The organism is Croceivirga sp. ABH4_376 (genome assembly GCF_056160685.1).
Genome location: NZ_JBSWXQ010000005.1, coordinates 216341 through 229352 on the forward strand (window position 1 = coordinate 216341; position 13012 = coordinate 229352).

The 13012-nt window shown below is 35.1% G+C and carries 10 protein-coding genes; 4 read left to right on the top strand and 6 right to left on the bottom strand.

Annotated elements, in window-relative coordinates; translation table 11 throughout:
• Window positions 1–3: 3 nt before the first annotated feature.
• Window positions 4–1206 carry a tRNA 2-thiouridine(34) synthase MnmA gene (mnmA, locus tag ACXAGS_RS12720; RefSeq protein WP_474907211.1) on the bottom strand — a complete coding sequence of 401 codons (1203 nt, stop codon included), beginning with the start codon at window positions 1204–1206 and terminating at the stop codon, window positions 4–6.
• 167 nt (window positions 1207–1373) lie between these two features.
• On the opposite strand from mnmA, the gene ACXAGS_RS12725 reads away from it, so the two are divergent.
• Both ACXAGS_RS12725 and ACXAGS_RS12730 read left to right on the top strand, forming a co-directional pair.
• Window positions 1374–2957: a fasciclin domain-containing protein gene (locus ACXAGS_RS12725; RefSeq protein ID WP_474907213.1), complete on the top strand. Its 1584-nt coding sequence runs from the start codon at window positions 1374–1376 to the stop codon at window positions 2955–2957.
• Window positions 2958–3211: 254 nt separating this feature from the next.
• A complete protein-coding gene (locus tag ACXAGS_RS12730; protein WP_474907214.1) occupies window positions 3212–5236 on the top strand; it encodes a fasciclin domain-containing protein in 2025 nt (674 codons plus the stop codon).
• 291 nt (window positions 5237–5527) lie between these two features.
• On the opposite strand, the gene yidC is transcribed toward ACXAGS_RS12730, so the two are convergent.
• The 3 genes from yidC to ACXAGS_RS12745 all read right to left on the bottom strand — a co-directional run bounded on the left by yidC (window position 5528) and on the right by ACXAGS_RS12745 (window position 9414).
• On the bottom strand, window positions 5528–7420 hold the full coding sequence (yidC, locus tag ACXAGS_RS12735; protein ID WP_474907216.1) for a membrane protein insertase YidC: 1893 nt from the start codon (window positions 7418–7420) through the stop codon (window positions 5528–5530).
• Window positions 7421–7483: 63 nt separating this feature from the next.
• Window positions 7484–9121 (bottom strand): CTP synthase, encoded by a 1638-nt coding sequence (locus ACXAGS_RS12740; protein WP_474907218.1) that lies wholly within the window; start codon window positions 9119–9121, stop codon window positions 7484–7486.
• 56 nt (window positions 9122–9177) lie between these two features.
• A complete protein-coding gene (locus tag ACXAGS_RS12745) occupies window positions 9178–9414 on the bottom strand; it encodes a DUF3820 family protein (protein WP_474907220.1) in 237 nt (78 codons plus the stop codon).
• A gap of 46 nt (window positions 9415–9460) precedes the next feature.
• On the opposite strand from ACXAGS_RS12745, the gene ACXAGS_RS12750 reads away from it, so the two are divergent.
• Window positions 9461–10327, top strand: a complete 867-nt coding sequence (locus ACXAGS_RS12750; RefSeq protein WP_474907221.1) for a hydroxypyruvate isomerase family protein — start codon at window positions 9461–9463, stop codon at window positions 10325–10327.
• A gap of 33 nt (window positions 10328–10360) precedes the next feature.
• Here the strand turns inward: ACXAGS_RS12750 and ACXAGS_RS12755 are convergent, their stop codons facing one another.
• Window positions 10361–11524 carry a THUMP domain-containing class I SAM-dependent RNA methyltransferase gene (locus ACXAGS_RS12755; protein ID WP_474907223.1) on the bottom strand — a complete coding sequence of 388 codons (1164 nt, stop codon included), beginning with the start codon at window positions 11522–11524 and terminating at the stop codon, window positions 10361–10363.
• Between the two features lie 61 nt (window positions 11525–11585).
• On the opposite strand from ACXAGS_RS12755, the gene ACXAGS_RS12760 reads away from it, so the two are divergent.
• Window positions 11586–12257 (top strand): ZIP family metal transporter, encoded by a 672-nt coding sequence (locus tag ACXAGS_RS12760; RefSeq protein WP_474907225.1) that lies wholly within the window; start codon window positions 11586–11588, stop codon window positions 12255–12257.
• A gap of 18 nt (window positions 12258–12275) precedes the next feature.
• On the opposite strand, the gene trhA is transcribed toward ACXAGS_RS12760, so the two are convergent.
• The gene (gene trhA, locus ACXAGS_RS12765; protein WP_474907227.1) at window positions 12276–12908 is read right to left on the bottom strand and encodes a PAQR family membrane homeostasis protein TrhA; all 633 of its coding nucleotides are present in this window, start codon (window positions 12906–12908) and stop codon (window positions 12276–12278) included.
• Window positions 12909–13012: the final 104 nt, after the last annotated feature.

A 13012-nucleotide genomic window follows, 5' to 3' on the forward strand; every position in this document is an offset into this window, starting at 1 on the left:
TTTTTATGATATTACGCCAGAGCCTATTAATTCTTCACCATGGTACCAAGCAACGAACTGACCTTCTGTTATAGCAGATTGTGGAACTTTAAAATCCACAAATAATCCCCCTGTTACCCTATATAAAGTGGCCTCTTGTAATGGCTGCCTATACCGTATTCTAGCACTTACGGTCATAGTCTCATCTATGGCTAGTTTTAAATCTTCTCTAACCCAATGCATTTCGGTCTCATTTACAAAAAGCGTATTTCTATAAAGACCTGGGTGATTTTTACCCTGTCCCGTATAAATTACGTTTTCATTTACATCCGTATCCACTACAAATAAGGGTTCTTTGGTTCCACCAACATCTAAACCTTTTCTTTGTCCTATAGTAAAATAATGAGCACCGTTATGTTCTCCTACAATCTTCCCATCTGTAATAGAATAGTGCGGCTTTTTGGCCTTAAACATTAACTCTTCTTGTTTAGAGGCAAATTCAGGCACTACATATTTATAATGGGCAGCTTCTTGCGGTACCTCTACAATTACACCTTTTTTAGGTTTCAATTTTTGCTGTAAAAAATCGGGTAAACGCACCTTCCCGATAAAGCAAAGACCTTGTGAGTCTTTTTTATCTGCAGTAATCAAATCATTGGCCGCTGCTATTTCTCGTACTTCAGGCTTGGTTAAATGTCCAATTGGAAATAAAGTTTTTGCCAGTTGTGACTGAGACAGCTGACATAGAAAATAAGATTGATCTTTATTGTTATCTATACCTGCCAACAATTGATGTATTTCTTTCCCTTCATCATTTAAAAAACTCGCTTTTCTGCAATAATGGCCCGTAGCAACATAATCTGCACCTAGGTTTAATGCTATCTTTAGGAATACGTCAAATTTTATTTCCCTATTACATAGCACATCTGGATTAGGCGTTCTACCCATTTCGTATTCCTTGAACATATAGTCTACAATACGTTCTTTGTATTCTTTACTTAAATCTACGGTCTGGAAAGGTATACCTAACTTTTCTGCCACGATTAAGGCATCGTTACTATCTTCTAACCAAGGGCACTCATCAGAAATGGTAACGGAATCATCGTGCCAATTTTTCATAAAAAGACCTATAACCTCATAACCTTGCTCCTTTAGCAAATAAGCAGTTACACTACTATCTACACCTCCAGAAAGGCCAACAACAACTTTCTTTTTAACATTACTCATAACACTGCAAAAATACAAAGTAATTCTGTCGGTATTTACATCTTAACTTTACATATAGGTTTAAGTTTAAAATTGTAGTAACAAAGAATTAAGACTACGTTTAAACAAGGGTTACATAACTATTTTACTTTTCCAAATCTAGAATTCTATTCAATTATTTACGTAAAATGAGAACCCTACCAACCTATTTCAAATCCTTGATTTTTATTATTGCTATTAGCATTGTTACCAATTGTAAAAAGGGAGATGACGGCCCAATTGCAGAACAAGAGGATACCACGCAAAGTTCAGATGAAAACACTAACCAAGAAGGGGATAATGATGAACTTGATAAGGAGACCAATACCGTAAATCTAGAAGAACTTATAGCCAATACTGAAGAACTAGAATTTTTAAATGAAGCTATAACAGTTGCTAATTTGAATGATGTATTAAGCGATGAAAATCCTTTGACGGTTTTTGCTCCTTCTAATGAAGCCATACAATTGTTATTTGATTTTCTTGGAGAATCCTACTCCTCTTTTTCTGATTTTGATAGTAGCATTGAAAAAATAATCCTTCAAGATATTATCAAATATCATATTGTGGCGGAAAACCTACCTACTACTAGTTTGGCCAGTGGAATGTACAATACGCTGCAAAACGACCAAACCTTTTTATTGACCCTAGATACCGAGTCATTCACAATTACAGATGCAACCACCACAGTAGCAAATAGTACCACCTTAGATTTGGATGCCACCAACGGTACGCTTCATATAATTGATAAAATATTGATTTCTCAAGAAACGGCTGATTTATTGGCAGATATTGGAATCGACATTAACAACCCACCCAACGGAGAAGCTATCCCTACACTCAAAGAGTTTATCATCCAAAATGAATCTTTTTCTGTTCTTAAAGAAGCTCTGGAATTAACCAATTTGTTAGACAGCTTGGGAGAAGAAGGTCCATTTACCGTTTTATTGCCTAGCAATAATTCAATCGGATTTATACTAAGCTTGGCCGGTAACAATGAGTTATCAGAATTTGACACTGCCGAAGAAATTAGCCTTTTAAAAGCCGTTTTAAGTTATCATATAATAAATGGCATGCACCCAAAAACTAGTTTGGAGGCAGGTGAGCTTGAAACCCTTGCCGGAGAGCACATAACAATAGCTTATACTAAAGAATTTATTGATTTTACCGGGGAACCAGCACGTATTACAACACCAGACATACCGGCAAAAAATGGAATTATACACCTCATAGACAGAATATTGATTCCCGAGCAGGCAATTATACAATTGGCAGAAAATAGTTCTATTAATAATTTAGGACTAACGGACATTTTAGCAGAAAGTCCTGCTTTTATAACTGCAATAGTATTAGCTCAAGACTATTTAGACCAAATATTAAACAGTAGTGAGCCTTTTACCCTGTTCGTACCTGAACATACCTCCTTTCTAAATTGTATAAAGCAAATACCAACAATTATCAGTTTACAAGATTTAAATTCTGCAGAAAATGTATCGTTGTTGGCCGATGTTATTTCCTATCATCATATTCCAAATACAAAATTAACTATGGAATCGCTAACGGATGGGATGGAATTAACCACGCAACAAGGAAATATACTTAAGGTTTTAGAGGAAGAAGAACATAAAATACTGGTTGATGTACATAACCATAAATCGAAAATTTTGAATTTGGAACTGAATACAACTAATGCGAGTATATTTTCAATAGAATCTGCTCTACTGCCCTATTAAAAGTATAATTGTAGTATTTACAGTTATTTTATTCAAAACCACTTTAAAAGTGGTTTTTTTATTTCTTTAACCCATTCTGTTAAACTTTTGCAAAAAACAATTAAACAAACGCAACCTTATCAAAAATGTTTAATCTTTATAAAAAATTAATCAACATTAATAGCAAAACATAAAACAATAAACCTATTATTTAAAACAAACTGCGTTTAGTTGTTGATTTTTATCATTAATTAATTAAACATAAATTTTTAGCTATGAAACATTTATTAAAGTTGTCCAATGTCTTACTACTGGCATGCATGAGTCTTTTCGTCTTGTCTTGTGACGATGACGATGAAGGTAACCCACCAAACATGGAAGAAATGGGAACTAACATTGTGGTAACCGCCCAAAACACGGAAGCATTAAGCTCATTGGTTGCCGCATTATCAAAAGCAGATGAAAATGCAGATTCAGATTTAATTGGAACATTAAGTGCCGATGGTTCTTTTACCGTTTTTGCGCCTACAAATGATGCATTCACTGCACTTTTAAACAGCTTAGATGGCTATGATTCTTTAGACGATTTTGATACAGAAGAAGAAAAAGCACTGCTAGGTATGATTTTAAAATACCATGTAGTAGCCGGTACTGCTGCCGCTTCAACTGATTTAACTGAAGGTCAAGAAATTACAACCGTACAGGGGGAAACCATTACCGTTTCTTTATCTGGCGGAGTTTTTATAAGCGATGCCACAGATACAGATGCCGAAGTTGTGATGGCTGATGTTGAGAATACCAACGGTATTGTACATGTTATAGACAAAGTACTTTTACCACAAGCGGTTATTGATGCCTTAAATGGCGAAGAAGAAGCAATGGATGATTTAGTTGATATTGTAGTTGCAACTGAAAGTCTTTCTAGTCTTGAGGCAGCAGTTTTAAAAGCAAACCTAGTAACCACCTTACAAGCAGATGGACCTTTTACCGTGTTTGCACCAACAGACGATGCTTTTGTAGCTTTATTGGATGCTCTTGGTGATGATTACAACTCCTTAGATGATTTTGATACGGAAGCTGAAATAGCTTTATTAACAGATATTCTTCTATACCACGTTGTTCCTGGAGAAGTTCTGGCTGCAGATTTAGCTGCTGGTACGGTTGCCACAGCTTTAACAGACAATTCTATTGAAGTAATTGCTAATGGTGAAACTTTTGTAATTGGTGACGCATCTGAAACTAACGCCAACATTACCGCTACTGATATCATGGCTTCTAATGGTGTAGCACATACCATTGACAAGGTATTGTTACCACAGTCAGCAATAGATTTTGTTGCTTCTCTTAATATGAAAAATATTGTAGAAATTGCACAAGAAACAGATGATTTAAGTTTATTGGTAGATGCATTAATTAAGGCTAATGCCGGTTTGGTAGATACCTTAAGTGGTGACGGACCTTTTACCGTATTTGCACCAACAAATGCTGCATTTGCTGCTCTTTTAGATACCCTAGGAGACGATTATAATAGCTTAGAAGATTTTGATACAGAAGCCGAAATTGATTTATTAGTAGATATTTTAACTTACCATGTGGTTTCTGGTGCCGCAGCATTTTCTACAGATTTAACAGATGGGCAAATGTTAACCACAGTTAGTGAAGATATGCTAACCGTAGATTTAACAGGAGGTGTTTTCATAGCCGATGCAACGGACACTCCTGCATCAGTTACTACCGCAGATGTTGAAGCTAGTAATGGTGTAGTACACATAATAGATAAAGTTTTATTACCACAGGCTGCAGTAGATTTTGTTGCTAGCCTACAAACACCAAACATTGTTGAACTAGCACAATCTGTTGATGATTTAAGCCTTTTGGTTGATGCATTAATACAAGCTGATGCTGGTTTGGTAGATGCATTAAGTGGTGAAGGACCATTTACGGTATTTGCGCCAACAAATGCTGCATTTGCTGCATTATTAGATTCTTTGGGCGATGCTTATAACAGTCTAGCAGATTTTGATACTCCTGAAGAAAAAGAACTATTAGCTGGAATCCTTACCTATCATGTAGTATCTGGAGCTGCGGTAGCTAGTACAGATTTAACTAACGGACAAGTTATAACTACCTTACAAACAGAGACCATAACTGTAGACTTAAGTTCTGGCGTTCAACTAGATGACAAAACAGATACAAATGCAAATGTAACTGGAGCAGATAATGAAGCTAGCAATGGCATTGTACATATTGTAGACAAAGTACTACTGCCACAAGCTACCTTAGACGCATTACACAATTAATCCCCCAAGACCTTCTAAAGTTTAGTTGGCAAAAAGCCTCTCTGCAAAAACAGAGAGGCTTTTTAATTGTATTAAATTACCGTTTATCGGAGATACAACATAGACCATTCTTTTACCATACAAAAAAGACCGTTTTACAACTATTAATTTGTAATTGGGTATAAGAAACGCATCTTTGGAGTCCTAAATCTTTCCAAACTATACCTATTACAATTGGAAAAAGTTTCCCCCTAATAAAAAAAGGGGGAAGCTTTATAAAAGTTCCCCCCAGATATATTTTATCAACTTAGTTTAGCGTCCACGGCCAGATTTTTTCTGTGCTTCCGCTTCTTCCATCATCTCTCTCATCTTACGCTGAAAACGATTTTCCTTTTTAGGTTTTTTCTTGTTTTCTTGTATTTGAGCATGGATTTTATCTTCATTAATGATATAGTTTTTTATTGCCAACATGATAAATATTGTAATCAAGTTAGAAACAAAATAGTACAAACTTAAACCACTCGCATAATTGTTAAAGAAGAACAACATCATAATTGGAGATAAGTACATGATGAACTTCATATTTGGCATACCAGGCTGTTGTTGCATTTGCATGGTTTGTCCAGTGGTCAAAGTCATATAAAAGAAAATTGCAACAGAAGCCAAAATTGGAAACAAACTTACGTGGTCTCCGTAGAATGGAATGGTAAAAGGTAATTCAAAAATTGTATCATAAGAACTTAAATCTTCTGCCCATAAAAAAGATTTTTGCCTTAACGCAAATGAAGTTGGGAAAAACATGAAAAGTGCATAGAAAATTGGTAACTGTAGCAATGCAGGAACACAGCCACTCATTGGGCTTACACCTGCTTTATTATACAGTTTCATGGTTTCTTGCTGCTTTTTCATCGCATTGTCCTTGTACTTATCGTTTAACTCAGTAATTTCTGGTTTTAACACCTTCATTTTAGCCTGAGACAAGTACGATTTATAAGTTACAGGAGACAATGCCAAACGCACCATGATAGTCATAACTATAATAGCTATTCCATAAGGCAAGAACGAACTTAAAAATCCGTAGAATGGGGTAAATACATAACGGTTGATCCAACCAAAAATACCCCAACCAAATGGTATTGACTCTACAAGGTTTAAGTCTTTATATTTATCAACCTTATTATAAGATTCAAATGTTTTAACATCTGTAGGACCATAATACCAATACATGCTTTGGTTTAACTCACCTCCTTGTAAATTTAAAGAAGCAACAGTACTATAATCTTTGGTAAACTTAATGGTCTTACTCTCCTCTTCTACTAGGTTTTTAGAAACTAATTTGGCCGATTTAAAGTTTTGATCTGTGGCAAGAATAGAGCTAAAAAAGTGTTGCCTGTAAGATATCCACTTAATGTCTTCTTCGGTTTCCTCATCTTCGTCGCTACTTTCACTTAGCTTGCTAATTTTACCATCCTCGTGATTATAGGTTAAACGAGTATATCTATTCTCATATCGAACACTTTTACTGTGCCTAATTCCCTTTAAATCCCATTTAAGTTCTACTGGTTTAGAGCTGTTAAAAACCCCATTTAATCCTTGAGACCTAATGGTAAAGTCCACCAAATAATCATTCGGTTTTATCTCATATCTAAATTCTAAATACTGGTTATTAGATACTTTTGCTTTCATGGAAAGTACTTTATTCTCTCCACTACTGGTTAAACTTGGTTCAAAATATAAATCTTGTGTATCTAAAACCCTATTGTCATTAGTAGTAAAATTTAATCCAAAATCTGCATTGTTATCTTTTACCAAATAAACAGGAACACTATCATAGGTTACAAAATCTTTCATTTTTGCTTCCTCTATCTGCCCCCCTTTATTAGAAACAACCAAGGAGATTACATTGTTCTCCAATAAAGTGGTACCATCTTGTGTTTTGGTAAAACCAAATTCGCCTACGGCTTTCTTATAATTAGCTACAGCCGTAGAATCATTTATATTTAAGGTTGGCTCTTTTGGTTCAGAATTGGCCTTAAGCTGTGCAGTTTGCTCTGCATCTTCTTTGGCTGCCAATTGCTCTTGTTGTGCTTTTTGTGCGGCCAACTCTTCTTCAGATGGCTGTCTTAAATACATCCAGCCCAGAAGGATACCAAATATTAATACGAATCCGATTATAGACTTGATATCCAGTTTCTTCTCTTCCATGAAAATTACTTAGAATAAATTATTTATTGCTCTAGCTAGCAAATATATGCCCAAAAAATACTTTTATGCCAAAGTGGCACTGCTTTCTTGTAGCTTTCTATTTAATACAGCCTTTACAAACCCAACAAATAAAGGATGTGGATTGGCAACGGTACTCTTATATTCTGGATGATATTGAACGCCAACGAAGAAAGGATGGTCTTTTACTTCCACAATTTCTACCAAATTTGCTTTAGTATTATAACCGGTTGCCATCATACCTTTTTGCTCTAAACTTTCCTTATAGGCATTATTAAATTCAAAACGATGCCTGTGGCGCTCCATAATAGTATTTGCTCCGTTGTACGCTGCACTAACTAGGCTACCTTTTTCAAGTACACACTCCCAAGCTCCCAAGCGCATAGTGCCTCCCTTTTCTGTAACGGATTTTTGCTCTTCCATCAGGTTGATAACTGGGTCTGGAGTGTCTGGGTTCATTTCTATGGAATTTGCATCCTTTAAACCCAAAACGTTTCTGGCAAATTCTATTACCGCCATTTGCATACCCAAACAAATACCTAAGAAAGGTACTTTGTTTTCCCTAGCGTATTGTACGGCTTTAATTTTACCTTCTATACCTCTTTCTCCAAAACCTGGTGCTACCAATACGCCATCTAATCCTTTCAGTTTTTTGTCTACATTATTGGGTTTCAAATATTCTGAATGTATAAAACGTACGTTAACTTTTACCTCATTTGCGGCACCTGCATGTATAAATGCCTCTAAAATAGATTTATATGAATCTTGTAATTCTACATATTTACCTATTAAACCTATGGTAACCTCATGTTTTGGATTCTTATGCCTATCCAAAAACTCTTTCCAACGGTTTAAATCTGGTTCTGATGTATCTGGTAATCCTAATTTTTTGAGTGTAACGGTATCTAGTCCTTGTTCTTGCATTAATAAAGGAACATCATAGATAGTACTTGCGTCTATGGATTGTATAACCGCTTCTTTTTTTACATTGCAGAAAAGAGCCAATTTTTCACGTTTTTCTTCAGAAATTTCATGCTCGGTCCTACAAACTAAAATATCTGCCTTTATACCACTTTCCATTAATGTTTTTACAGAGTGTTGGGTAGGCTTGGTCTTTAGTTCTCCGGCTGCAGCTAGGTAAGGAACCAATGTTAAGTGTATTACTATGGCATTAAAATCACCAAGTTCCCATAGCAATTGCCTAACAGATTCTATATATGGTAAAGATTCAATATCACCAACCGTGCCTCCTATCTCTGTAATAACAATATCGTAATCACCGCTCTTCCCTAAAATCTGGATTCGGTCCTTTATTTCATTGGTAATATGTGGTACTACCTGTACGGTTTTACCTAGAAATTCTCCTCTACGCTCTTTTTCTATTACGCTTTGATAAATTCTACCAGTGGTAACGTTGTTTGCCTGACTCGTATTAACGTTAAGAAAACGCTCATAATGCCCCAAATCCAAATCAGTTTCTGCCCCATCTTCTGTAACATAGCACTCGCCATGCTCATAAGGGTTTAGGGTTCCAGGATCTACATTTATATAAGGATCTAATTTTTGTATGGTGGTTTTATAGCCCCTTGCCTGCAAGAGTTTAGCTAAAGATGCTGCTATAATTCCTTTTCCTAAAGATGAAGTTACTCCGCCCGTAACAAAAATATACTTAGTCTCTGACATGTTCAAAATTCAACGTTACGGGGCGTAAAATTACAACAAACCAGTTAAAATTTGGGTCATTCTAAGGGAAATTCTTTCTGTAATTTTTTAATCATAGGTTCCAAGCCATCAGATTTTATATCTAACATGGTCTGCATATGTGCGCCTAATTTACCTGGCGGGTAACCTTTCTGCCTGAACCATACCAAGTAAGCTATAGGTAAATCAACTAAATACCTGCCCTTGTATTTTCCAAAAGGCATTTTGTAATGAACCAACTCTAACAGTTTTTGTTTATCGTGTAACATATACATTTCATATGAAAGTAGTATCTTTCTAGGACAAATAACCACAATAATAATGAAACGACGCAATTTTATAGCAACTGCTGCAGCTGGAACCGCTGGTGCGGCCACAACTAGTTTATCCGCTCAAAGCACGGCATCGTCCAAAAAAGATTTTAAGCTTAAAAATAATATCAACCATAGTGTAGCACAATGGTGTTTTGCTTCGTATCCGCTGGAGGAATTTTTGGCAATATTAAAAGATTTAGGAGTCAAAGGCATAGATTTAATTGGTCCGGACAATTTTTCCTTGTTAAAAAAATACGATATTCATTGTGCCATGTGCAATGGGGCAGAACTAGGGCTTACAGACGGTTTTAATGAACCAAAAAATCATGAACAGCTTATTAAAAACTATAAAGAAGTAATCCCAAAAGTAGCAGATGCCGGTTATACCAATTTAATTTGTTTCAGCGGAAACCGCAGAGGGATGGATGATTATGTTGGACTGCAAAACTGTTACGAAGGCCTTGCTCAGCTTATGCCCATAGCAGAAAAACATGGTGTTGTCTTGCAGATGGAATTATTCAATCAGATAAACCACCCAGATTACATGTGCGACAGCAGCCTTTGGGGAGTGGAATTATGCCGAAGATTAGGCAGTGATAATTTTAAGCTATTATATGATATTTACCATATGCAAATTCAAGAGGGAGATATTATAAATAGCATAAAACAATACCATCAATATTTTGGACATTACCATACCGCCGGTGTTCCTGGCCGGAACGAAATAGATGAAACACAAGAACTATATTATCCTGCAATTATTAAAGCAATACACGAAACCGGGTTTGAAGGTTATGTTGCTCAAGAATTCATTGTTTCTTGGGAAGATAAAATTGCGGCTTTAAAAGATGCATTGTTAAGATGTGATATTTAAAAATAAAGGGCAACTAACAAGTTGCCCTTTATTTTATTCTTTATTTTGATATTTCTGTTTTTTACTACCCTCATACATTTCGTATCTAACCCATCTAGATTCTAGTTTACCATTAAACGTTTTTATTTTTCTAGACGGTCTAAGTCCAACATGTTTTAAAGCATCTAAATTAGCCGTTATCATCCAAGCATCAGTTCCTGGATAATTCTGCTTTAACGTATCTCCTATTTTACCATAAAACGTTTCCATCTCCACATTTAGGCGTTCACCGTATGGAGGATTGCAAACTAAGTGCAATTTACCTTCAGTTGGTTTTTCTGTTCTAAAAAAATCTTTACGTTCAATAGTGATATATTCTTCCAAGTTGGCATGCTCAACATTTGTTTGGGCTTTACGTACCGCAGATGGAGCTTTATCGTAACCTATAATCTTGTATCTAAATTCTCGTACTTTATTTAAACTGGAATCTACAATCTTTAAAAACAGTTCTTCATCATAATCCAACCAATTTTTAAAGGCATATTTTTCCCTGTTTATATTTGCAGGAATGTTGCAAGCGATCATAGCCGCCTCTATAAGAAAAGTTCCACTACCGCACATAGGATCTAATAAATTGGTAAGACCGTCCCATCCACTTTGCAATAACAATCCGGCAGCCAATACCTCATTTATTGGGGCAATATTTGTTTCTACTTTATAACCCCTTTGATGTAAGGACGAACCTGAACTATCTAAGCTAACGGTGCACTGATTATCATAAATATGAATGTTTATTCTAACCGAAGCATTTTGGGAATCTACATTTGGCCGTTCTTTAACGTCCTGTCTAAAACGGTCTACCAATGCATCTTTTGCCTTTAAAGAAACAAACATAGAATTATTGAATAACTCTGTATTCATTGTAGTATCAAAAGCAAAGGTTTGGGAAACATCAAAAATAGAAGGCCAGTCTATAGAGAAAAGCTCTCTGTAAAATTGTTTTTCATTGGAAATTCTAAATTCCTTTATGGGCTTATAAACCTTCAAGGCTGTTCGCAAACTTAAATTGGCTTTATATAAAAATCCAGTATCCCCTTCAAAAGTTACGTTTCTAACACCTTCCCTAACATTACTTGCACCCAGATTTCTCAACTCTTTTGCCAAGATAGGTTCAAACCCAAAAAGCGTCTTTGCTAACATCTTAAAATTACCACTCATATATATGCATTCATTTCTCCAAAAATAGGGTAATTTTGCACCTTACCCTTTGTTATTTTTAATGATTTATATTCTACCCGTATTAGCGGTTTTACTAAGTTTTATTCTGGTTAAGGTTTTTAATCCAAAAAAAACCTTGTTCATTAACCTATTGCTCGCTTTTAGTGGGTCTTTCCTTTTATCACTAACCTTTTTTGAATTATTACCATCTGTATATACCAAAACGAATAGCAAAACAATAGCGCTATTTATTTTGGCCGGTTTACTTTTACAAATATTTTTAGAATTCTTTTCTAAAGGTGCAGAACATGGGCACATGCATTTTTCTTTAGAAAAAAATAAATTTCCCGTTATATTATTTATCAGTCTATCTATCCATGCTTTAGTTGAAGGAATGCCTATTACTAAAAATAATAATATTTTACTGGGAATCTTAGTACACAAGATACCTATAGCCCTTATCTTATCAATTTTTTTAATTAATTCAGAGCTCAAGAAAAAGTTCACCTACTTATTTATATTACTTTTCGCCATTATGACGCCTCTAGGAAGTTATTTAGCGAGTTCCTCGCCCTTCTTTTCAGATTATAAAATCTTTTTACACGCCTTGTCCATAGGTGTATTTTTACATATAGCAACCATAATTCTTTTTGAAAGTTCTAAAGGGCATTCCTTCAACTTGCAAAAATTATTAGTAATCATATTGGGGATTACCACCGCTTATTTTATGTAAAATTGGAGTAATTTTAAGCTAATAATTTAATACTACTTCCTTATAGATAAAAAACCAATGAAAAGCTGCACCAAATAAAACAAAAATATGCCAAATGAAATGGTTGTAGGGAATACGTTTAATAGCATAAAATAATATTCCTAGTGTGTAGAAAATTCCACCTATGGCTAAATACGTAAAATCTACAATATCGTTTTGAAGTATAAAATCAAAATCAATAACTACCAACCAGCCCATTATTCCATAAAGAACCAAAGATATTGCCTCATATTTACCGGTAAACCTTAATTTTAAAATAGTACCTACAATAGCTATACTCCAAACCAAAATTAAAAGAAATAATCCTTTGGAAGGCTTTAAAATAGATAAACATATTGGGGTGTACGTACCAGCAATTAAAAAGTAAATACTTATATGATCTAGTTTTCTAAGTTTAAACTTTATATCTGGTTTATAAACCGAATGATATACAGTAGATGCTGCAAAGAGAAGAACTAAAGAGCAAGCATAAATAATTAAAGGAAATAGCTGATTGTCCCTACTGATTGTTAGCAACCATATTCCTCCAATTAGCGATAATACCACTCCTAAACCATGAGAATAAGCATTCCACTTTTCCTCTAATAGTATATTAGACCGATTTATATTCATCCTTCAAATTTAGGTCAATTCAAGGCATAAAAAAACCCCTTTACGTTTTGTAAAGGGGTTTGAAGGAGGCGGCGACCTACTCTCCCACCTGGTGTGGCAGTACC